The following is a 22,882-nucleotide window of genomic DNA, read 5'->3' on the forward strand; positions in this document are numbered from 1 at the left end:
AATCCATTGCGATTCGGACGCGCTTTTCGTTATGCGGATTGTCTGCCGTGCCTGCCGGTTACCCGTCGGCATCCGGCACATGCTCCGTCACACGCTCACGCTGGTGAGCATCGGTTGCTCCGTGGATTCCTTGATCCGCTTGAAGCCGAGCATGGCGATTGCCAGCGAAGTCAATGCCAACGCCGTCACCACGATGAAGCCGCCCTGCGAGCCCATGCGGTCGATGAACTGTCCCGCGATCGCGGAGCCCACCGAACCGCCGATCGAATTCATCGCGCCCATCCAAGCCATGCCTTCTGTAAATCGTGTGGGCGGGACCAAATGCAGCATCAGCTGGTTGCCGTTCACCCACGTCGGCGACTGGCAAACACCGATGCACAGGTAGATGATCATGATCACCCATAGATGCTTAGCGAACATGAATGAGCCGATGCCCAGATTCACCACCGCAAGGCAGAAGTAGAAACGTTTCCACAGCGGAATCTTCCAATTCTTCGCGCCGTACACAAGTGCGCCAATCAGCGAGCTGAGCGAGAAACAGGAGAACACGAAACCGGTGTACTGCTTCATATGCGCTTCCGTGGCGAATGCAACAATCGAAATGCTGGCGGCCGACTGGAATGCCCCCAAGCCGAACCACGTCACGCACACGGCGATCAGGCCTGGCCCCCAAATCGATTCCTTGCGACCGGCTTTTATATCCGCTTCGGCTTTCTGCATCGCGGCCTTCACCTCAGCGGCCGTCTTGCCTTCCGCACGCGCCTTGTCGCGCGCGTACTCCACCGCGGCCTCGGCCTGCAGCGCCTTGGACCGGGCGGCCTCGCGCTCGCGGTACTCCTTGCGGGTCATGCCCGCCTCGCGGGCCAGCTGGGTCTGCGATTTCGGCTCGGTCGTAAGCTCCGTCAGGAACATCAGCGCGCCGATCACCACGCACATGCCGGTGAACGAGAACGCCAGCAGTCCGGAGATCACGGCCAAGGTGGACGCCAGCGGATTGCCGATAACCCACATGCACTCGTCGAATACGCCGGACAGCGACAGCGCACGGTTCGTCTTCTCCGCATCGCCCTTGAGCAGCGTCGTCCAACGTTGACGGCTCATCGCGCCCCACGGCGGAATCGCGGCCATGAACGGCACTATGCAGAACAGGATCCACGACGGCACGCGTGCGGTGATGCAGGAGACCAGCGCGATCGCCGCCACCATCCACACGATGATTGTGGGAATCGACACCTGCCGTTGACCGAATTTGTCGACCAGCTTGCCGAGCACCGGGCTCGCCACGGCCAGCGCGATCGCCTGCACGGCCGTCAGCGCGCCCGCCAGCGAATAGTTGCCGTAGTAATGCTGCACGGAAATCGTGATCGTCATGCCGACCATCGGGAACGGCATGCAGGCGATCACCGAGCCGATGGAGAAGCGCGCGGTGTGTGGTATGCGCAGAAGCTCCGCGTACCCTCCGAAAAGACGTTGGCCGGCGTCCTTGACGCTGGCGAGGACAGTATTGGACATGCTCCGCCGCTCCTTTCTGCTCACGGTTTTGTTTGCCGCGTCCACGGCTTTGCGTCGCCGTGGGCTGATGATGCTTACCCCTGGAAATAATGTTGGTGAACCGCTTCCGCGCATAGCCTTCCCGCCTGGCGATCGCAATGCGTCAATCGATTGACGCAGCTGGCATGCCGAGCAGGGGAAAGTATGGGGGTTGCGTGTTGTTTATGCGTCTTTGTGGACCAAGGAACACTCTATGCGCAGGTACCGTCGTGACACGCGGCACGTCGGCATGGGAAACGATATTCGATTCGGTTGGATGGTCTACGTAGGATTGCGTAGGTATGCAAGAACAGAGGGCCGGCGGCTGACCGAACCGCGGAGCAGCCGGGACACCGGCGAAACGGACCGGCCCGCCATAGGAAAGGTGGCCAAGATGCCGGCGACAACCATCCATTTCGTACGCCACGGCAAGGTGGAGAATCCCGGACACCTGTTGTACGAGCGCCTGCCGGGCTTTCACCTGTCGGAATTGGGCGTCCGCATGGCGCAGGCCACCGCGCACTACATCGCCGTCAGCCCGCAGCTGAACACCGTGTCCGCCGTCTATTCGTCACCGCTGGAACGCACGCGCGAAACCGCCGGAGAAATCCTCGAATCGCTCAACTCGGTGCGCGGCCTGCGCGACGAGCGGCCGCTGGAACTCAAGACGGACGAGCGCCTGATCGAGGCACGCAACGAATTCCGCGGCAAACGCATCGGCTTCGGCGAAGGCGCGCTGTGGAAAAACGGCAACTGGAAGCTGGTGCGCAACCTGTGGAAGCCAAGCTGGGGCGAAAGCTACCAATCGATCGCGCACCGCATGCAGGACTTCGCGCTGGAGAAAGTCGACGAATACCCGGGAAAGCAGATTGTGGTGGTCAGCCATGAATCACCCATCTGGAGCTATCGCCACATGCTGGAAACCGGCCATCCCGAACACAACATGATGTTGCGCCACACCGCGCTCGCGTCCATCACCTCCATCACGTACGATTGCGACACCAAAAAAGTGCTGTCCATCACATATGTGGACCCCGCGGCGGGCGTCGAGTAAGGTGAGCGTAAGGAACGGGCAGTCGACGGCGACCGGCGATGGTCGATGCCGACCGTCCGATTGGACACACGACTTCGGACATACGATTCGGACATACAAGGAGGATGCATGCCTTTCGTGATTGATCAGGAGACGGTCACTTCGATGCTTGCCTCGCATGTGGTCGCCACCGCCATCGATCTGGGTATCGATCTGGTCAAGATGTGGCCGCTGCAGACGGCTCAGGAATTGGAGAACGACGCGCGTTACGCGGAGGATCTGCAAGTGCGTTTCTCCTGCATGATGGCGCAGACGTTGCTGAAGCGTTCCGAAAAGATCGAGCAGTCCGTCGCGGAGGCCGCGTACGAGGGCATGGATGTGATTCCCGGCTGCGATCGGGACGTCATGCATGCGTTGATGAGCGCCAATCAGGCCTACGATGTGCTGTCGTCCTACCATGGCGTCGACGGCGCCGACCTGTTCATGGAAGCCGCCAGAACGCTTGGCATCGATGTAGAGGACCGTGTCGAACAGGGGATCCGTGAAGTGATGGCCAGCGTGGCGCGGACGATGCGCGACACCTCCGATCTTGAGATTGATGACGATGTTGCGGAGGATGTCGGACTGTGCAAGTCCGCCACTGTGGACCGCGATGTGCTTGCCCGGCGGTATCTGGCTTCGGTGACCGTCGGCGATGCTTTGCTGAACCTCATGTGCCACGACGTCGACGACCAGCAGGAGCAAGCCATTCGCGCGTTGCCGGTGCTGCTGTACGTCAACGGCCTGTGCGAGCAGTTGGCGGTTCCGCACACGTTCGTCACCGCGGAGCAGCTGGGCTATCTGATCGAGCTACGCGATTCCGCACGGCGATTCGGCGACTGCGAGCCGGTATTCTCCAATTCCTTCTGCCCGCAGACCTTCGTCGCCACGGTACGGTACCTCGCCATGTTCGCCGGGCAGGAATGGGCGGAGCACGCCTCGTATCTGCGGTGGGACCCGAAGAAGGCCGAGCAGGAGGCCAGAGACGAGGACGAGCGTAGAAGCAAGGAGGCGCTCGCCAAGAAATTCAATCTGACGAAGGATGATTCGGCCGATTCGAATTCCGGTGCGACCGCCGGCACGGGTTCGAAGCCGCGCGAATAGACGGTTTCCGTTTCTTTCCGTCCTATTTTTCTGCTTCCTATATGACGAATCCCGGCTCCTGCGATTGGCAGGAGCCGGGATTCTGCGTTTACGTGCGCGTCATGCGCTTTTCATTATTGCGATGGACACCGGTCAGCGCTGCTGGTCGTTGTCATCCGCCGGGGCGTCCGGGTTGGTCGGGTTGGTCGGGGCGCTTTGTTCCGTTGGGACGTTCGGCTCTACCGGGGTGTTCGATTCCGTCGGAGCGGCTCCATATGGCTCTTGGAACTGGGCTGGCGCCTGGGGCATGGCGGGCATCGGCGGGACGGTTGGCACGGTTGGGACGGTTGGGACGGCCGGCATGGGCGGCATGGTCGGCTGCTGCGCTACCGGAGCTGTCGGCACCGCGGGGGCAACGTACTGTTGCGGCGCGGGATTGTATTGGGCGGCCTGCGCCGCATACGGGTCGGCGGCCGGAGCCGTCGGCATGGGTGGCATTGCCGGTTGTTGTGCTACTGGCGTCGTTGGCGCGGCGGGAGCGGCGTACTGCTGGTAAGCGTCGTTTTGAGGCGCCGCGTCATACTGCTGTGTTGCGTTGTACTGTGGCGCTGCGTTGTACTGTGGCGCTGCGTTGTACTGTGGCGCTGCGTTGTACTGCGCGGCGTACTGCTGTGGCGCTGCGTAAGGGTCATTGGTGGGTGCCATGCCATTGGGGTATGGAAGGGTACCCGTATTCGGATCGTCGAATCGTGCGCCCTCGGGGTTGGTCCTTTTGGCCATCAGGTAGATGTAGGTGATGATTGAGCCCAACATCGCCAGAACGCCGACGATGGACATGACGATGCCGATGGCGGCCAGATTGCCGCTGCTGCCGTTCAGAGCGCTTATGGCACCTCCACCGATGAAGACCAGGCCGATGATGAGGATGATCATCGCGACGACTTGGACTCCGTAGATGATGGCCAGCGTGGTGCCGCGCAGATTGACGTCATGCAGACGGCGCACACCGAGCGCGAGGGTCGGCACGAGAGTGCCAAGCCCCCAGAGGGTGCCGACCAGATCGTCGATGGTGGAGATGGCGTCGGAATCGGTGATCGTTCCCAACAGACCGAAGAGGCAACCGAGAGCGAAGACGATGATGTAGTTGGCGAGAATCCACCACCAGAATTCGCCGCGGGATGCACGTCCCTTGAACACCGCGTACTTCTTGAAGAAGCGGACGACCGCCTCGCCCATGTTGCAGCCGTAAGCTGGCATGTCAAGCGGCGCGGTCAATGCGAAGAAGCTGTCGCCGGCCTGCGGAGCCGGTGCCGGCTGTCCGTAGTTGGCGGACGGGCCTTGACCGTACTGAGGCTGGCCGTACTGTGCCTGTCCGTACTGCTGCTGTCCGTAGGTCGGATCGCCGTATTGCGGCGACGGCGCCTGACTGTAATCGGGGGTTCCGTATTGCGGAGCTTGCTGGCCGTAATTCGGCTGGTTGTATTGCGGCGTCGGTTGCGGCACCTGTGGATTGTATTGGTTGGGGTCCGTCATTAGAGCGCCCTTTCGCAAAATGATGATTTGAGAAAAAGAATCAACTTACACTGTACTCCCCTGCAGGCGTGGAGATAGGGGAAATATTGCACTATGGGACGCCATGGGAGAAAAATGGCGATCGGATGACGTCACGTCCGGTTTGCGCGGCACAATGGAGCCTATGACTGAAGCTGAAAACACCAAACCGGAACTTCCCGAAAACGTCCGCGTGCGTTTCTGCCCGTCCCCGACCGGCATCCCGCACGTCGGCATGGTCCGCACCGCACTGTTCAACTGGGCTGAGGCCCGCCACACCAAGGGCACGTTCGTGTTCCGCATCGAGGATACGGACGCCCAGCGCGATTCCGAGGAAAGCTACAACCAGATCATCGAAGCCCTGAACTGGCTCGGCATTGACTGGGACGAAGGCATCAACGTCGGCGGCCCGGACGGCCCGTACCGTCAGTCCGAGCGCGGCGATATCTACAAGGATGTCGCGGCCAAGCTGCTCGAAGCCGGCTATGCGTACGAATCCTTCTCCACTCCTGAGGAGATCGAGGCCCGCAACGTGGCCGCTGGTCGTCCGAAGGCCTTCGGTTACGACGGCTACGACCGCAACCTGACCGAGGAGCAGAAGGCCGCCTTCCGCGCGGAAGGCCGCAAGCCCGCCCTGCGTATCCGCATGCCCGACGAGGACATCGCCTTCGACGACCTCATCCGTGGTCGCATCGAATTCAAGGCCGGTTCCGTGCCGGACTACGTGATCGTCCGTCCGAACGGCGACCCGCTGTACACGCTGACCAACCCGGTCGACGACGCCATGATGCGCATCAACGTGGTGCTGCGTGGCGAAGATCTGCTGAGCTCCACCCCGCGCCAGATCGTGCTGTACCGCTACCTGATCGAGCTGGGCGTGGCCAAGGAAATGCCGCTGTTCGGCCACATGCCGTACGTGATGGGCCAGGGCAATAAGAAGCTTTCCAAGCGCGATCCGGAATCCAACCTGTTCCTGCACCGCGACCACGGCTTCATCCGTGAGGGCCTGCTGAACTACTTGGCGCTGCTGGGTTGGTCCATCGCCCCCGACCGCGACGTGTTCTCCATGGACGAAATGATCGAGAAGTTCGATGTGCGCGACGTCAAGGCCAACCCGGCCCGTTTCGACATCGACAAGGCCATCTCCATCAACGCCGAGCACATCCGTATGCTCGACCCGCAGGACTTCCTGAACCGTTCCGTGCCGTACCTCAAGCGTGACGGCGTTGTGTCCGCCGACTCCTGGGACGCCCTGACCGACCGTGAGCGCGAGATCCTCACCGCCGCCGCTCCGCTCGTGCAGCCGCGTGTGCGCCTGCTGGGCGAGGTTGCCGGCATGGTCGGCTCCCTGCTGTCCACCGAAGGCTACATCGAGCCTGACGCCGACGCCAAGAAGCAGCTCAAGGATTCCGCTCCCGAGGTGCTGGACAAGGCCATCGCCGCCCTTGACGGCGTGGATGAGGCCGATTGGAAGACCGACAACCTGCACGAGACGCTGAACAAGACGCTGGTCGAGGAAGGCGGCTACAAGCCGCGTCTGGCCTTCGGTCCGGTGCGTGTGGCCATGAGTGGCCGCCGCGTGAGCCCGCCGCTGTTCGAATCCATGGAGATTGTCGGCAAGGACGTTTCCATGGCTCGTCTGCGTGGCCTGCGCGAACACCTGTGATGAGGTGACGTCTGTACGTAGAATGTCTACGTACAGGCACTGATTCGAAGCCGCTCCTCTGTATGGGGGAGCGGCTTTTGCATGCTTTTTGTACGTCCTTGCATGTTTTCGCATGCTTTCCGTATATCTGTAAAATGGCGGAAAATAGCGCGACACGCCGTGATTTGCATAGTGCCTTGGTTTCGCGTATATTTATCACTCGTTGCGGTTCACAGCTCAGCTGGGAATCACAACGATAACTCAAGCCCCCGTCGTCTAGCGGTCTAGGACTACGCCCTCTCACGGCGCCAACACCGGTTCAAATCCGGTCGGGGGTACGACGGACAACTTCTCGAAGTTGCCACGCCTGCCAAATTGGGATGTGGTGTAATTGGCAACACAGCTGATTCTGGTTCAGCCATTCTTGGTTCGAGTCCAGGCATCCCAGCCAATGAGCCCTCGCAGTTGCGAGGGTTTTTTGTTTCCTGAAAAATCCTTTCCGTGGGCAATCCCTTCCACGAATCGCAAAAGCCGCCATTTAAATCGGAATATGCCGACCAAAGTGCACTACCCTAGAACTATGACCGAAATGCAGCATGCCGACAAAGCCACGCGCCCGCGCATCCAACCAGCGGAGGAGGGGGACAATCGTCCACTTTCCGTCTCCGCGCGTCTCGGCCGGCTGCAATTCCATCAATCCGGCAAATTCCGCGTGCTGCAATTCGCTGACATCCAGGACGGGCCGAACGTCAGCAAGGACACCATCAAACTCATCGAAGCGTCGGTCGACGCCACACGTCCCGACATCGTCATCTTCAACGGCAATCAGATCGCCGGATACGACCCCGCGTACGCGCAGACCACGCGCAAACGCCGCTGGAGCGCACGTCCGTCCGGCACTTCCTCCGAAGCTTCCGAAGAACGTTATGCGGCCGCTCTGGGGCGCACACGTGGCTTGGTGCGGCAGACTATCGGACGGCTCGTGCAGCCGCTTGCCGAACGCGGCATTCCGTGGGCGGTGACCTTCGGCAACCATGATTTCCAGTGCGGACTCGACAATGCCGAAATCGAAGGCATCTGCCGCGAATTCCCGGGATGCCTCAATCCTGCGCGGGAAGAGACGTCCGATGCTGAAACGCGAGACGGACAAAAGGCCGCGTTGCCGGATCAGCCGGCATACGCGTGCGCGCCCGGCACGTTCGCATTGCCGGTTTCGAACGTCGATCGCACGTACGATGTGCTGGGCTTGGTATTGCTGGATTCCGGCGATTACGCCCGTTCCGGCGGCTATGGAAGCCCCTCCGCGGCCGCGTTGCGTTTCCTTGCCGACGTTCCGGAGCGGATGAGGAGCGCGCGCCCGCAGGAAAGACGCGACGATACGGGAAAGCTGCCGTGCATGGTTTTCCAGCATTTCCCGGTGGCGCAGTACTATCAGCTGCTCAAACCGGTCGCGGCCACCGCAGCTCGCGCCATTGAGGGATACCGCGATTTCGCCGGCCGTCATTTCGTGCTTGACGAGGACAAGACGCAGCCCGGCAGCTATCTGGGAGAGGGCGTCAGCTGCCCGGATGCCGATAGCGGCGAATTCGCGATTCTCGGCAAATCGGGATATTTCGCGATTTCCGCAGGGCATGACCATCGCAATGCCTTCGTCGGTTCGATTACGGCTGGGGATGCCGAAAACAGGGATAGACGGATCATGATGGTCGCCTCGCCGACCAGCGGCTTCGGCTCGTATGGTCCGGTGCCGGAGAAACGTGCGGCACGGCTGTTCGAATTCGATATTCGACACCCGTACGAGCCGCGTACGCAATTGCTGGAATACGGTGAGTTGGTGGGCAAACCGAGCGCCGGAAGACCGTACGCGTACGGCATGACGAGCGAATCGAAGCCTGACGCGGAAGGCATGGACCTGCTGCATCGGCCGACATGGTGGGGCAAGGTGCTGGGCAGATTGGCCGCGTTGATTCGCAGGTAACCCACGTCAGCCAGTATGTCCGCGTATACGCCCATATACGTAAAACGCCGATTCGTCGAAGATGGCGAATCGGCATTTTGTATAAAAGCGAAATAAAAGCGAATCAGCGAATCACGTGAATCCGTCAACGTCCGGAGGATGCCTTGATCAGCGCGTCGGTGAGATACTTGCCGGCGGCCATGACCAGCGGCGCGTAGCGGCGGCCGGGATTGGCGCCCATGCGGCCGTTCGGACCGGAAATCGAAATGGCGGCGATCACCTGACCGGAGGCGTTGCGAATCGGCGCGGAAATCGAGCATACGCCCTCGTCGCGTTCATTGACCGACTCGGCCCAGCCGCGTTTGCGGACGGCGGTGAGCTTGGCCGCGGAGAACTTAGCGTGGCGCAGTCCCTGATGAAGTCGTTCGGAATCCTCCCAAGCCAGCAGAATCTGCGCAGCGGAACCCGCTTCCATGGACAGCATCGCGCCGACCGGAATGGAATCGCGCAGACCGGAGGCGCGCTCCACGGCCGCGATGCAGACGCGCTGGTCGCCCTGACGGCGGTAGATCTGCGCGGATTCGCCGGTACGATCGAGCAGGGTCTGCAGAATAGGCGCCGCCGCGGTGAGCAGACGGTCCTCGCCGGCCGCGGCCGCAAGTTCCGCGAATCGCGAGCCGAGCACGAAGCGGCCATGCTGGTCGCGCAGCACGAAGCGATGCCGTTCCAGCGCAATCGCAAGACGGTGCGCAGTCGGACGTGCGAGTCCCGTCGCGGAAACCAGCTGCCCAAGCGTGGCCGGACCGGATTCAAGGGCGTCGAGAATCTTGACTGTCTTGTCGAGCACACCGACCCCGGAATGGATTTCGTTGCTTTGCGGGGGTGCCGTATATGTGCCATCCGCCTCGTGCGCAGCGTTTGCAGCTTGCGACGGGGGCATAGCTTTGCTCGGGTTCGAAGAAGTCATACGTCGAATTATGCCATCTCACATATTGAAATGCAAAATGTACGTGGTTCGCGAGTGGGGTAAAGCAGATATTTTACTCTTTTTGTGATGGTGATTAAAGCTGGGAAAATGCTGAAATTCCAACGTTTTTGTGGGTGATGTCGGGTTGAGCCCTGACAGGGCGCGTTCAGCCATCGCATCCGTCCCGTTTTCATATCTCATATACCGGCATCCAGGAGCTCGAACCCGTTTCAAGACCATAGGCTTATAGCACGAGTAACGCGGTGACGCAATAGCCGCAAGGAAATTAGTGAGGAAAACCGAGGAGGTCCCACAATGGGAACGACATTGGCCGAGAAGGTCTGGGCCGATCATTTGGTACGCAAGGGTAGCGATGGAGCTCCCGACTTGCTGTACATCGACCTGATGCTCATGCATGAGGTGACCAGCCCGCAGGCGTTCGAAGGTCTGCGCCTGGCAGGACGCAAGCCGCGTCACGTCGACCAGCTCATCGCCACGGAAGACCACAACACGCCGACCGTCGACATCGACCGTCCGAATCCGGACAAGACCTCGGCACTGCAGCTGAGCACGCTGGAGAAGAACTGCAAGGACTTCGGCGTGCGTCTGTGCCCGCTCGGCGACGCGGACCAGGGCGTGGTGCACGCGTTCGCTCCGGTGCTGGGCCTGACCCAGCCGGGCATGACCATCGTGTGCGGCGATTCGCACACCTCCACCCATGGCGCATTCGGCGCGATGGCCATCGGCATCGGCACCTCCGAGGTCGAGCACGTCATGGCCACGCAGACCCTGAGCCTCAAGCCGTTCAAGACCATGGCCGTGAACATCGAGGGCGAGCTGCCGAAGGGCGTGACCGCCAAGGACATCATCCTCGCCATCATCGCGAAGATCGGCACCGGCGGTGGCCAGGGCCATGTCATCGAATACCGTGGCGAGGCCATCAAGAAGCTGTCGATGGACGCCCGCATGACCATCTGCAACATGTCGATCGAAGCCGGCGCCCGCGCCGGCATGATCGCGCCGGACGAAGTGACCTTCGAATACCTGAAGGGCCGTCCGCATGCGCCGGAAGGCGAGATGTGGGACAAGGCCGTCGAATATTGGAAGACGCTGAAGACCGATGACGACGCCGTGTTCGACAAGGAAGTGACCATCAACGCGGCCGACCTCGAACCGTACGTCACCTGGGGCACCAACCCCGGCCAGGGCGTGAAGATCTCCGGCGTGGTGCCGGATCCGGCCTCCTTCAACGACGAGACCGAACGTTCCGCCGCCGAGCGCGCCATCGCCTACATGGGCCTCAAGCCGGGCATGCGCATCAAGGACATCGCCGTGGACACCGTGTTCATCGGCTCCTGCACGAACGGTCGCCTCGAGGACCTGCGCGTGGCCGCCTCCATCATGAAGGGCCATCACAAGGCGGACAACATCCACCGCGTGCTCGTGGTGCCGGCATCCTCCCGCGTGCGTCTGCAGGCGGAGAAGGAAGGCCTTGACAAGATCTTCAAGGACTTCGGCGCCGAATGGCGTAACGCCGGCTGCTCCATGTGCCTGGGCATGAACCCGGACAAGATGGTGGCCCACGAACGCTCCATCTCCACCTCGAACCGTAACTTCGAAGGCCGTCAGGGCAAGGGCTCGCGCACGCATCTGGCGTCGCCGGCCGTCGCCGCAGCCACCGCCATCCGCGGAACCATCTGCTCGCCGGCGGATCTGTGAGCCTGGCCGAACAGCTTGCAATCGTAGGCAATCGTAAGTAATCGAAGGATTTGTTGAAATGGAAAAACTGACTACACTCACCGGCGTGGCTGTGCCGCTCCGCCGTTCCAATGTCGATACCGACCAGATCATTCCGGCCGTGTTCCTGAAGCGTGTGAAGAAAACCGGCTTCGACGATGCGCTGTTCTACGCATGGCGCCGCGATCCGGAATTTGTGCTGAACAAGCCGGAATACCAGCATGGCAAGATTCTGGTGGCCGGACCGGATTTCGGCATCGGCTCCTCCCGCGAGCATGCCGTGTGGGCGCTGCATGACTACGGCTTCCGCGTGGTGATTTCCTCTCGTTTCGCCGACATCTTCTATGGCAACACCGCCAAGAACGGCGTGCTCGCCGCGATTATGCCGCAGGAGTCCGTTGAACTGCTGTGGAAGCTGCTCGACGAGGAACCGGGCCGCGAGATGACCGTCAGCCTGGAGGACCGTACCGTCACCTGCGGCGACGTGACGCTGCCGTTCGAAGTGAACGACTACACCCGTTGGCGTCTGATGAACGGCTATGACGATATCGATCTGACGCTGCAGCATGAGGACGACATCATCGCCTACGAGAAGATGCGCGCTGAGAAGTTCCCGTTCAAGCCGAAGACCCTGCCGGTCAAGCGCGAGCCGGAACAGCCGATCGAATCCGCCCGAGAAGGCGAATACCCTGATTGGCAAGGTCCGCTAGCCGATCGCGGCATCATTTAGCCGCGACCGGCTGGCCTGCAGTGCAGTGCACTGCAGGCAGGGCCTTGCCCGAGCGAGGCGACAGCCGAGCGAGGGTAGCATTGAGCCCGCGCGCAGCGCGGTCCATAATTGCAGGACGGGGCCGTTGGCCGGGATTGCAGGCAAGGCCAGTTGCCCAATCATGGTCGCGTTGTGTTGCTGTGATTGCGTCGTCACGATTGCGTCGCTGCTAATCGTCCTGCCAGCCTCGACCATCAACAGACAGTACAGTTCGCCGCAATCACCCCGCCGCTGTAATCGCCCAGCAATAGCCCCTTCTTCCAAAGCCCGGCACCACGCCGGGCTTTTATTTTGTCAGTATTTTGCCGAAACAGCTTTCCGTCGGTGAGACGCAACGGCCGTCCGGACCGTACAGCGCGTTACAGTGGATGCAGCATTTCGCGCGTTCGCATCGCACATCCACCATGACCGGGAATGATTTCGGAGAGCATTATGAGCCAGGGTTTCGCGCCGTTCTATGACGTCAATCGCACGTATGAAGACAATTATCTGCAGGGGCCGTTCGGCGCGTTCGCCGAAGCGTTGAAAAACGATTCCGCACGGTCCGCTCGGCCTGAACCATCCACCCAGGGCGAGGATGTCCTCGGATTCCATGTGAATCTGCCATTCGGCATTCCCGCCGGTCCGCTGCTCAACGAACGATTCACCACCGCCGCCTTCCGTATGGGATTCGATTTGGCGGTCTACAAGACGGTCCGCTCCCGCGCATGGGGCTGCAACGCGTTTCCGAACGTGCTCGCCGTGCATCCGAAGCGCGCGGACGGCTCGCTCGTTCCAGGCAGCGCCGAACTTGACGAAGGTGTGCTTGCCGATACCCGATTCGAGCTTCCGATTTCGATTTCCAACAGCTTCGGCGTGCCATCGCGTGATCCGGACGAATGGCAGCCGGACATGGAAAAGGCGATCGCGTCCGCCGGTGAAGGCCAGTTGCTCGTGCCAAGCTTCCAGGGATCGCGCGTGGAAGGCATGGATCGCAAGGCGTACATCGCCGACCATGTCACCACCGCGCATCTGGTGACGGAAACCGGCGCCGGGCTGATGGAAATGAACACCAGCTGCCCGAACGAAGGCCACAATCGTCTGCTGTGCCATGACCCGCATCTGGTGGGGAAGATCACGGAAGCCGTGAAAAACGAAATCGGCGATCGTCCGCTCATCGTGAAACTCGCATACATTCCCGACGATGCCGACCTGGAAACCATGGTCGCGGAAACCGCCGGCCACGGCACCGTGCAAGGCTTCTCCACTATCAACACCATTTCCGCGCGATTGGTGGACGCCAATGGCAACCAGGCGCTGCCGGGCGCCGGCAGAGAACGTTCCGGCGTGTGCGGCAACGCCATCCGCGGCGCCGGCCTCGACATGGTCGGCAGGCTCTCCGCCATCCGCGAAAAGCTCGGCCTCGACTTCGCCATCGTGGGCGTTGGCGGAGTCATCAGTCCCGACGACTACCACGCGTACCGTAAGGCGGGTGCGAATGCCGTGATGAGCGCCACCGGAGCCATGTGGGACGCGAATCTTGCACGCGAGATTAAGGAGACATCGCGTTGAATTCCGGCTTGCGCGAAAGTGCTACAGGGCTTATGGCAAACTAAACAGCAGTATTCTTTAGACCTGATTCAACAGGAATCGAAAGAGGTTGAGCGTGTCTGACAACAAAAAAGACATTCTGCACGTCGAAGGCGGCAAGCCGCTGAACGGCACCATCAAGGTCCGCGGCGCGAAGAACTTTGTAAGCAAGGCCATGGTGGCCGCGTTGCTGGCTCCGGGCGTTTCCGTGTTGAAGAACGTTCCGGAGATTCGCGATGTGCACGTGGTTTCCGATTTGCTGCGATTGCACGGCGTGGACGTGACCGTGGACGGCAAGAACGGCGTGGTGACGATCGACGCCACCCATGTGCAGCTTGCCGATGTGGCCGACGTGGACACGTTGTCCGGCTCGTCCCGCATTCCGATTCTGTTCTCCGGTCCGCTGCTGCACCGTCTGGGTGAGGCGTTCATTCCGGCGCTCGGCGGCTGCAACATCGGCGGCCGTCCGATTGATTTCCACCTTGAGACCCTGCGCAAGCTCGGTGCGAACGTGGACAAGGAGCACAAGGACGGCATCCATATCACCGCGCCGAACGGATTGCACGGCGCGAAGATCCATCTGCCGTACCCGTCCGTGGGCGCCACCGAGCAGACGCTGCTCGCCGCCGTGCTCGCCGAAGGCAAGACCGAGCTTTCCGGCGCGGCCATCGAACCCGAGATCATGGATTTGGTGAATGTGCTGCAGAAGATGGGTGCTCTCATCTCCGTGGACGTGGACCGTACGTTCCGTATCGAAGGTGTCAAGGAGCTCAAGGGTTACACGCACACGTCTCTGACCGACCGTATCGAGGCGGCGTCTTGGGCGTCCGCGGCGCTCGCCACTCATGGCGACATCTTCGTCAAGGGTGCCACCCAGCCGGAGATGCTGACCTTCCTGAACGTGTTCCGCAAGATCGGCGGCGAATTCGACATCACCGACAAGGGCATCCGTTTCTGGCATCCGGGCGGCGATCTGAAGCCGGTGGCCATCGAGACCGACGTGCATCCGGGCTTCATGACCGACTGGCAGCAGCCGCTCGTCGTGGCGCTGACCCAGGCCAACGGTCTTTCCATCGTGCATGAGACCGTGTATGAGAACCGTTTCGGCTTCACCAAGCCGCTGGTGCAGATGGGCGCCACCATCCAGCTGTATCGCGAATGCCTGGGCTCGCTGCCGTGCCGTTTCCAGCAGCGCAACTACAAGCATTCCGCGGTCATCTTCGGACCGACTCCTCTGACCGGTCGCGACATCGACGTGCCGGATCTGCGCGGCGGCTTCAGCCACCTGATCGCGGCACTCGCGGCCAAGGGCCCGTCTAATGTGCAGGGCATCTCCCTGATCGACCGTGGCTACGCCGACTTCCGTGGCAAGCTGGAAGCCCTCGGCGCTGATTTCGACTAATCGTTTCGGCCGATTGCCTTTGACTGGTCGCCGGCACTGACCGACGTTGGCCGCTGTCAAATACCGACTTCAGCCGGCATCCGCATCGCGCGGGTGCCGGCTTTGCCATACGTGGCGGTTTGTGCGGCGGCCTGCACGGGAGTCCGCGCCTGCTTTGCTGCATCGTCGCCTGGTTTGTGCCACGTTCTCTTGATGCCATTGGCTTTTGCTTGTGGCAAGGGGGAGATTCTCTTATGTGGTTAAATATGAATTAAGCGGTCGAATAGCGGTCGAATAGCGGTCGAATAGCGGTCGAATCGAATGGGCGGAAGACTCCTGTAGTGAGGTGGATCAATGGATGTCGCAGAGTTTGAAGGTATTCTCCGTGTAGGTGAAAGTTCGACCGTGGAATTCAAACGGTGCGGAGGCAATCCTGAGCATGATACTTATGAAACGATTTGCTCATTCGCCAATCATGCCGGAGGTGCCATCTTCCTCGGTGTGAAGGATGATGGCACGGTATTGGGAGTTCCTGAGAAATCGGCGTTGAGCATTGAACGCAATATCGCCAATGTGACTGGACAGTCACAGTCGTTCTCCCCGACGCTGTTCGTGGAAACGGAACGTTTCCAATACGACGGGAAGACTGTGATTCGTATATGGGTGCCGCCGACTTCATCCGTATTCCGCTATAAAGGGCAGATATGGGATCGCGTCGCGGATGCTGATAGGCGGATTGACGGTGAGATGCAGATTACCCAGATGTATATTCGCAAACAGAACATTTTTACGGAACAACGCATCTATCCGGGATTGTCGTTTGAGGATCTGGATTCGAATTTGATAGCTAGAATCCGTGCGATGGCGGAAAACAAGACCCCTGATCATCCATGGGGCGGAATGGATGATCGGACATTATTGCGCAGCGCCCGTCTGTATGCACGGGATTATGGCAGCAAGACTGAGGGATTGACATTGGCCGCCGGACTTTTGCTGGGCAAGGATGAAGTAATTGCTGACCTGCTTCCCGCATACAAAACCGATGCCGTGGTCAGACGTGAAGATTTGGACCGATATGATGACCGTCTCGTAGTGCGCACCAATCTGATTGATGCTTACGGACAGCTTTCGGCGTTCATGCGCAAGTCATTGCCTGATCGTTTCCATGCGGAACATGGCACGGCTGTTAGCGCTCGTGATTGGATTGTCAGGGAATTAGTGTCGAACATCCTCGTGCATCGTGAGTATTCCAGTCCGGTCCCGGCTCAAATCGTTATCACGGATGAGGGGATCGAAACTCGTAATGCCAGCCGTCCGGTTTTTGAAGGCGAGATTGATTTGGGTAACTTCACTCCTGTGCCCAAGAATCCCGTGATTGCCGATGTTTTTATGCAGATTGGTTTGGCTGAGGAACTGGGCAGTGGCGTAAGGAATCTCACGAAATATACGAAGCTGTATTCCGGAGGCGACCCGAGGTTCCACGATGGACTGGTGTTCACGGCATTCGTGCCTGTTCGCGAGCATGATGCCGAACATGAGAACATGGTTGGACGGAAGCCTGGGAAGGCAGCCGACTCGGTTGTCAGTATTGAAGATGCCATTGAGTATTTGTTGTCTGAACACAGTGAGATTACGATTGCCCAAATTGCAAAATTAAGTGGTTCTGATGTTCGCGCGGTGAGACGTAAAGTCGGTAAATTGGTCGAACGAGGACGTCTGGTTGCGCTGGGCAAGACCCGTAATCGTCGCTATAAGAGAGCAGAGAAATAAGTCGGGCGCCGATTTCGACTGATTCTTCGGCCGTTTTTCCTAGCCGGCGCTGGTCGCTGGCCGGAGTCGATTCAGCCGGCATCCGCATCGCGCGGGTGCCGGCTTTGCCATATGTGCGTATCGGCGGGCGGTGGCACAATGGGAGCCATGGCATCCAAAGGAAAACCGTCTCCTCGTTCCGCGGTGAAGCCGCTGAGCGACGAGCAAGTGGCGAAACTCGCGAAGAAGCATCATCTGGTCGATCCGACCCACGATTTCCCGACCGGCCCGCGCAAGGCCAACACCGCGGAGATCGAAGCACAGCATCCCAAGGCCACGCAGCGTCTGCTGACCGGCTGTGACCTGGTCATGCGCGCGCACAGCAAAATCCGCGTCTGGGGACTGGAGCACGTGCCGGAAACCGGCCCGTTCATCACCGCCGCCACGCATGTGACCATGTACGACGTGTTCGTGCCGATGGTTTCGATGTTCCATCAGGGCCGTCGTCCGAGGTATATGGCTAAGGCCGAAATGGCCAAATGGCCGTTGATTGGCAAATGGTTCCAGCTGGTCGGCATGCAGCCGGTCGAACGCCGTGCCGGCAAGGCCAGGGCTATCGAGGAGACGTCCGTGGAGATTCTGACCTCCGGTCGTCCTTTGACCGTATGGCCGGAAGGCACCGTGACGCGTGACCCGCAGAAGTGGCCGATGAGCATGAAGAACGGTGTGGGTGTGATTGCGCTCGAGGCCTCGCGCCGGCTTGGCTACCAAGTGCCGCTGTACTGCTCCGTGACGTGGGGCGCGGCAAGCATCAACCACTGGTGGCCGTGGCCGCGCAAGAACGTGGTGATGTGCTTCGACGAGGCGCTCGATTATTCGGATTTGCTGGATGGCTGCGATTCCTGGGGCAAGGACGTGCCGACCGATCGCGCCGACGAGCTGACCCGTCGCATCCGTGTGCGCATGACCGAGATCATGGCTGAGATTCGCGGCGAGCAGGCGCCCGACGGCTACTGGGACTACCGCACCATGAGCCGCGTGAAGGACTGAAGGCGGTCGTATCGAATTGCCACGATGCGGCGAGTGCCATAGCCGTCGGTCAGTCGGCGGTTATGGTGAAGGCCGCATACAGCGGCAAGCTACGCAGCGGTACCGAGGTTTCCGCTACGGTATCCACGCCGAAATTACGTTCGGACAGGCGGTATGCGTAGGGTGAATTGCCTTCACGCACGAATCTGGCGAGGCTCTTTGCCGTAACGTTGCGGGCCGACTTGACTTCGACGGGAATCGCCTGCGCCATTGTATTCTGGAAAACGAAATCGAGTTCTCCGCGGGTGCCCCCTTCAGGTGTCCAGTACAGTGTGTTGATGCCGTTGCCTCGCAATGCCTGCATTACGTAATTCTCGGCCAACGCCCCGCGAAAATCGGAGGACAATGCTTTCGTCGTATCCGGCGAGAGGAACATTTCGGCGCTGATGCCGAATTTATGGAACATGAGGCCGGTGTCCGCAACGTAGACCTTGAAGAAGCTGCCCTCCTCATCGCAATATTCGCAAAGCGGCGGTGTGGTGTCCTTCGTCATTTCGTTGCGCGACACGATTCCAGCGGCTTCTAGCCATTCGAGCGGTTCCATGAGGCGGCTGCGTCGTCCTCCGCGGACCACTTCGGAGTATTTGAATTTTTTGGTGGAGGAACGCAACAGCTGTTTTGGCAGGCTGTCCCAGATTCGTTTGGCGGAAATGCCGCTGATGCCGTTGTCCGGATCCGTCATGTCGTTGACGTATGTGCTGTCGATTTCCTGCTGCTCCTGCGCCACCTCGCTGAACGATCCGCTTTCTCGGTAGGCGAGCACCGCTTTGGGCATGCCTCCGACGACAAGATATCGATGGTAGAGGTCCAGTGCCTTGTCGTGGACGAGCAGAGGCTCCATGCTGAGCGCGTGGGAACGTATGGATTGCGCCAGAGCGTCCTCTCCCAAAGCCCAGAGGAATTCCTCGAAATCCATGGGATGCATATCCATCTGGCGAACTCCGGAGGGGAACGGCAGGCTGCGTTTCTTTACCGTGACTCCGAGCAGGCTTCCCGTGGCTATGACTCTCCATCGTGTGCCGGAAAAGAATCGCAGCGAATTCAAGGCTTTTTCGGAGAGCTGGATTTCGTCGAAGAACAACAGCGTGTGACCTGGCTCGCATGACTTGCCGGTATATTCCTGTATGCGCCGGACAATAGCATCCGGTTCGTTGGTGGGGACGCTGAATATCTTTTCGATGGTGTCCAAATCGGTTTGGAAATCTAGCGTGACCATGTCGCCGTGGAAGGTGGTTTCGCCGATGTGCCTGATGAGGCGCGTTTTGCCGATGCGCCTGGCTCCTCGAATCAGAAGAGGATGATCGTCCCCGCTGGTGGCCCATTGGGATATGGCTTCTTCCATTTTGCGTTTCATATATGGCATAAGGCACTCCGGATGTTTTTTGCTTTTCGTAGTTGTACGCGATTTTATGTGATTTTGTGTACAACGCGTACACGAAATTACATAATTTTGTGTACAGCATGTACATGTTTTTAGAAATATCGTGTATGACGCTTGGAATTCGCAAATCAGTTCGCTTGACTGGAATCGTCTGGAATCGATGTTGATGAAGCGATTGCCCATGTTTTCTAAAACGGAGACGCCGACCGGTGTGCGTGGTCGGCGGTAGCATAGAGCAAGTGTTGGAACGCGGCGGCCCGCGACGGGCGGCCGGAGCAATTCAAGGAGCTGAACAATGGCGAATGTGACGGTACTGGGCGCTGGCGCTTGGGGAACGGCCTTCGGTCAGGTGCTTGCCGACGCGGGCAACGACGTGACCATGTGGGCCATCGAACCGGAAATCGTGGAAGGCATCCGGGACCATCACCATAACGGCGTGCGTCTGCCCAGCGTGGAGAAGCTGCCGAGCAACATGACCGCTACCGGCGACCGTGCCGAAGCCGTGGCCCATGCCGATATCGTCATCGTGGCCATCGCCGCGCAGTTCGCCCGCGTCGCGCTCACCGAATTCAAGGGGCTCATTCCCGAAACCGCGTTGGTGGCATCCCTGATGAAGGGCATCGAACGCAACACCGGAAAGCGCATGGATGAGGTCGTTATGGAAACGCTCAACCTGCCGGCGGAACGTTTCGCGGCCATCTCCGGCCCGAATCTGAGCAGGCAGATCGCGGATCGCGAGCCGGCGGCCACCGTGGTCGGCTGCGCTGACATCAACAACGCGCGCACGATTGCAACCGCCTGCACCACCGACTATTTCCGCGCCTTCGTGACGCGCGACGTGATTGGTCTGGAGATGTGCGGATCGCTCAAGAACGTGGTGGCGCTCGCCGTGGGCATGGCCCGTGGCGCGGGCTATGGCGAGAACACCGCGGCCATGATTGAGACCCGCGGTCTTGCTGAACTGACCGCGTTGGGCGAGGCGGCCGGCGCCGATCCGAAGACCTTCGCGGGTCTTGCCGGCGTGGGTGACCTGATCGCCACCTGTGGCTCCCCCTTGAGCCGCAACTACACTTTCGGCTCGAATCTTGGCAAGGGACTGAGCGTGGAGGAGGCCACCAAGGTCAGCAACGGCGTGGCCGAGGGTGTGCCGACGACCGATGCGGTGGTGGAACTGGGTAGGAAGTACGGCGTGCCGACCCCCCTCGCCACGGCCATGAGCCATGTGCTGGACGATGGCATCTCCTGTGCGAGCATGCTTTCCGAACTGTTCGGCGAAGGCATCACCGAAGAGTAATAGCCGGCTTGTATGCTGAGTGCTTGAAAATCGCTTGAAGAGGCTTGCAAAGGTAAGGAAAAGGCTTGAAGATGGCAAAAAAGCGCATTGTGGTGATGTATGGCGGCAAGGCCGATGAGCATTCGATTTCCTGCATTTCCGCCGCAAGTGCGCTGCGCGCGCTGGACACGGACAAGTTCGAGGCCATTCCGGTGGGTATCACCAAAGACGGCAAATGGATTGTCGACGGCGAGAATCCGCTCGGATGGAGCTTGGATGAGGGACTGCCGACCGTGGAAAAGACCCCCGGCGCCAAGGACGTGGTGCTTGAGATGGCGCTTGGGCAGGACGGTTTCTTCGCCCGTGAGGATGACGGGACGCTGACTCCGTTCGGACATGTGGACGCGGTGTTCCCCGTGCTGCACGGGCCGTTCGGCGAGGATGGCACCATCCAGGGTCTGTTCGAGATGATGGGCGTGCCGTACGTGGGTTGTGGCGTGCTATCCTCCGCCGCCTGCATGGACAAGCATTACACGAAGGTGCTGCTTTCGGCCGCCGGAATTCCGGTCGCCCCCGGCATCACGCTTGACGCCCGTTTCTTCGATGCGGCTTCCGGCTTCAAGACCAATGCGGATGCGATCATGGCTCAGGTCCGCGAGGCGGAATTGGAATATCCGCTGTTCGTCAAGCCGTCGCGTGCGGGCTCCAGCTTCGGCGTGACCAAGGTGGAACGTGAAGGCGATGCCGAGGAGCTTGCGGCCGCCGTTTTCGAGGCATCCCATCACGATTGGCGCGTTCTCGTGGAACAGGGCATCGATGCGCGTGAGATCGAATGCGCGGTGTTGTGTCCGAAGGCGGGCGAGGCTCCGCAGGCCAGCTGGCCTGGCGAGATCGTGCTCGACAAGCGCGCCGAAGGCGACGACCAGTTCTACGATTTCGACAGCAAGTACATGGATTCCGCGGCAAGCCACGTGGAAGTGCCCGCCCACCTGTCGGAGGAGATCCTGAACCGCGTGCGCGAGACCGCCAAGAAGGCGTTCGTCGCCGTGGATGGCTCGGGTCTGAGCCGCGTGGACACCTTCGTGACCAAGGACGGCAAGGTGATGGTCAACGAGATCAACACTATGCCGGGCTTCACATCCATCTCCATGTACCCCAAGGCATGGGAGGCCACCGGCGTGCGCTACACCGACCTGATCACCAAGCTGATCGAAGGCGTGCTGCGCTGAGACTGCGGCTGCCGTGTGACCTTCACGGGAGCAAGGCTTCAAGCTGATATTCAGCGGACTGGTAGTACAGTGCTGAATATCAGCTTTTTATTTACTTCGTAAGGTGACCATGACGTTTCCGCAATTTCCGCAGCAACCGCAATACCAGCAGGGGCCGGTCCCGCAATACCAACCGAACGGTCCGCAATCGCCACAGCCGCCGATGGCCGATCGCAATAATCCATATCGAAATCCATTCGTCGAATGGCTGCAACGGGCTCGACGCGACTTCTCCCGAATCGGCGCGAGCCTATGCCTGATGGTGATCATCTGGTACGCACTTGCCATGGTGCTGGAAAGGGCGCTGTATGCCGTAGCGGGAGGCGGCGGTGATGTGCCGAACTGGGTCACGTATGTGGGCTCCGGTGTGCCGCTGTACCTGATCGCTATGCCGGTCGCGGTGAAGCTCATGGGCAAATCGACCGTCATCGAAACCCGCAAATTCGATATGAAGCCGGGCCTGTTCTTCAAACTGCTGCTCATGTGCCTGCCGATGATGTGGGTCGGCAGCGTGGTCGGCAGCATGCTGTCGATGGCGTTATCCAATGGCGAGGCGACGGACCGCGTCTCCGACCTCGCCATGCAGACGAACGTCTGGAACGTCGTGTTCCTGGTGATCGTCGGACCGATTTTCGAGGAATGGCTATTCCGCAAGCAACTGATCGACCACACCCGCAAATACGGCGAAAAAACGGCGATTGTGCTGTCCGGACTGGCGTTCGGCCTGTTCCACATGAACCTGTTCCAGTTCTTCTACGCGTTCCTGCTGGGCATCATGTTCGGCTACGTCTATACGCGCACCAGCAAGCTGCGCTATTCGACGGCCATGCACATGATCATCAACTTCAACGGAGGCGTGCT

Annotated in this window: 17 protein-coding genes and 2 tRNA genes; 15 read left to right on the plus strand and 4 right to left on the minus strand. The window is 60.1% G+C overall.

What is annotated here, in order from left to right; all coding sequences use genetic code 11:
- Nucleotides 1–87: 87 nt before the first annotated feature.
- On the minus strand, nt 88–1,512 hold the full coding sequence (locus ACR0P8_RS04965; RefSeq protein WP_432624073.1) for an MFS transporter: 1,425 nt from the start codon (nt 1,510–1,512) through the stop codon (nt 88–90).
- Between the two features lie 412 nt (nt 1,513–1,924).
- Here ACR0P8_RS04965 and ACR0P8_RS04970 point away from each other — a divergent pair, with 412 nt between their 5' ends.
- Together ACR0P8_RS04970 and ACR0P8_RS04975 are read left to right on the plus strand one after the other, a co-directional pair.
- On the plus strand, nt 1,925–2,584 hold the full coding sequence (locus ACR0P8_RS04970) for a histidine phosphatase family protein (protein ID WP_432624074.1): 660 nt from the start codon (nt 1,925–1,927) through the stop codon (nt 2,582–2,584).
- A gap of 108 nt (nt 2,585–2,692) precedes the next feature.
- Nucleotides 2,693–3,706 (plus strand): hypothetical protein, encoded by a 1,014-nt coding sequence (locus ACR0P8_RS04975; RefSeq protein WP_432624075.1) that lies wholly within the window; start codon nt 2,693–2,695, stop codon nt 3,704–3,706.
- 132 nt (nt 3,707–3,838) lie between these two features.
- Here ACR0P8_RS04975 and ACR0P8_RS04980 read toward each other — a convergent pair whose 3' ends face one another.
- Nucleotides 3,839–5,218 carry a DUF805 domain-containing protein gene (locus ACR0P8_RS04980; protein WP_432624076.1) on the minus strand — a complete coding sequence of 460 codons (1,380 nt, stop codon included), beginning with the start codon at nt 5,216–5,218 and terminating at the stop codon, nt 3,839–3,841.
- 163 nt (nt 5,219–5,381) lie between these two features.
- Here ACR0P8_RS04980 and gltX point away from each other — a divergent pair, with 163 nt between their 5' ends.
- The 4 genes from gltX (at nt 5,382) to ACR0P8_RS05000 (ending at nt 8,859) form a co-directional block, all read left to right on the plus strand.
- Entirely contained in the window at nt 5,382–6,902 is a 1,521-nt protein-coding gene (gene gltX / locus ACR0P8_RS04985; protein WP_432624077.1) for a glutamate--tRNA ligase, read from the plus strand.
- A gap of 244 nt (nt 6,903–7,146) precedes the next feature.
- Nucleotides 7,147–7,219 (plus strand) — tRNA-Glu (locus tag ACR0P8_RS04990).
- A 38-nt stretch (nt 7,220–7,257) separates the two neighbouring features.
- Nucleotides 7,258–7,332 (plus strand) — tRNA-Gln (locus ACR0P8_RS04995).
- 129 nt (nt 7,333–7,461) lie between these two features.
- Nucleotides 7,462–8,859, plus strand: a complete 1,398-nt coding sequence (locus ACR0P8_RS05000) for a metallophosphoesterase (RefSeq protein WP_432624078.1) — start codon at nt 7,462–7,464, stop codon at nt 8,857–8,859.
- Between the two features lie 124 nt (nt 8,860–8,983).
- Here the strand turns inward: ACR0P8_RS05000 and ACR0P8_RS05005 are convergent, their stop codons facing one another.
- Nucleotides 8,984–9,805, minus strand: coding sequence for an IclR family transcriptional regulator (locus ACR0P8_RS05005; protein WP_432624079.1), 822 nt, complete (start codon nt 9,803–9,805; stop codon nt 8,984–8,986).
- Nucleotides 9,806–10,120: 315 nt separating this feature from the next.
- On the opposite strand from ACR0P8_RS05005, the gene leuC reads away from it, so the two are divergent.
- From leuC to ACR0P8_RS05035, 6 genes are all read left to right on the plus strand, one after another.
- Nucleotides 10,121–11,524, plus strand: coding sequence for a 3-isopropylmalate dehydratase large subunit (gene leuC / locus ACR0P8_RS05010; RefSeq protein WP_432624080.1), 1,404 nt, complete (start codon nt 10,121–10,123; stop codon nt 11,522–11,524).
- A gap of 58 nt (nt 11,525–11,582) precedes the next feature.
- Nucleotides 11,583–12,272, plus strand: a complete 690-nt coding sequence (gene leuD / locus ACR0P8_RS05015) for a 3-isopropylmalate dehydratase small subunit (protein ID WP_204442844.1) — start codon at nt 11,583–11,585, stop codon at nt 12,270–12,272.
- 471 nt (nt 12,273–12,743) lie between these two features.
- Entirely contained in the window at nt 12,744–13,862 is a 1,119-nt protein-coding gene (locus tag ACR0P8_RS05020; protein ID WP_432624081.1) for a diguanylate cyclase, read from the plus strand.
- Nucleotides 13,863–13,956: 94 nt separating this feature from the next.
- The gene (gene murA / locus ACR0P8_RS05025) at nt 13,957–15,282 is read left to right on the plus strand and encodes a UDP-N-acetylglucosamine 1-carboxyvinyltransferase (protein WP_432624082.1); all 1,326 of its coding nucleotides are present in this window, start codon (nt 13,957–13,959) and stop codon (nt 15,280–15,282) included.
- Nucleotides 15,283–15,615: 333 nt separating this feature from the next.
- Nucleotides 15,616–17,031: an RNA-binding domain-containing protein gene (locus tag ACR0P8_RS05030; RefSeq protein ID WP_432624083.1), complete on the plus strand. Its 1,416-nt coding sequence runs from the start codon at nt 15,616–15,618 to the stop codon at nt 17,029–17,031.
- A 147-nt stretch (nt 17,032–17,178) separates the two neighbouring features.
- Nucleotides 17,179–18,060, plus strand: coding sequence for a lysophospholipid acyltransferase family protein (locus tag ACR0P8_RS05035; RefSeq protein WP_204442840.1), 882 nt, complete (start codon nt 17,179–17,181; stop codon nt 18,058–18,060).
- Nucleotides 18,061–18,109: 49 nt separating this feature from the next.
- Here ACR0P8_RS05035 and ACR0P8_RS05040 read toward each other — a convergent pair whose 3' ends face one another.
- Nucleotides 18,110–19,663: an ATP-binding protein gene (locus tag ACR0P8_RS05040; protein ID WP_432624084.1), complete on the minus strand. Its 1,554-nt coding sequence runs from the start codon at nt 19,661–19,663 to the stop codon at nt 18,110–18,112.
- 112 nt (nt 19,664–19,775) lie between these two features.
- Here ACR0P8_RS05040 and ACR0P8_RS05045 point away from each other — a divergent pair, with 112 nt between their 5' ends.
- The 3 genes from ACR0P8_RS05045 to ACR0P8_RS05055 form a co-directional block, all read left to right on the plus strand.
- The gene (locus ACR0P8_RS05045) at nt 19,776–20,774 is read left to right on the plus strand and encodes an NAD(P)H-dependent glycerol-3-phosphate dehydrogenase (RefSeq protein ID WP_432624085.1); all 999 of its coding nucleotides are present in this window, start codon (nt 19,776–19,778) and stop codon (nt 20,772–20,774) included.
- A 71-nt stretch (nt 20,775–20,845) separates the two neighbouring features.
- The gene (locus ACR0P8_RS05050) at nt 20,846–21,982 is read left to right on the plus strand and encodes a D-alanine--D-alanine ligase family protein (protein ID WP_432624087.1); all 1,137 of its coding nucleotides are present in this window, start codon (nt 20,846–20,848) and stop codon (nt 21,980–21,982) included.
- A gap of 109 nt (nt 21,983–22,091) precedes the next feature.
- Nucleotides 22,092–22,882, plus strand: a 791-nt coding sequence (locus ACR0P8_RS05055) for a CPBP family intramembrane glutamic endopeptidase (RefSeq protein ID WP_432624086.1), incomplete at its 3' end; no start/stop codon positions are given.

This window comes from Bifidobacterium sp. (genome assembly GCF_050874245.1).
Taxonomy (GTDB): Bacteria; Actinomycetota; Actinomycetes; order Actinomycetales; family Bifidobacteriaceae; genus Bifidobacterium.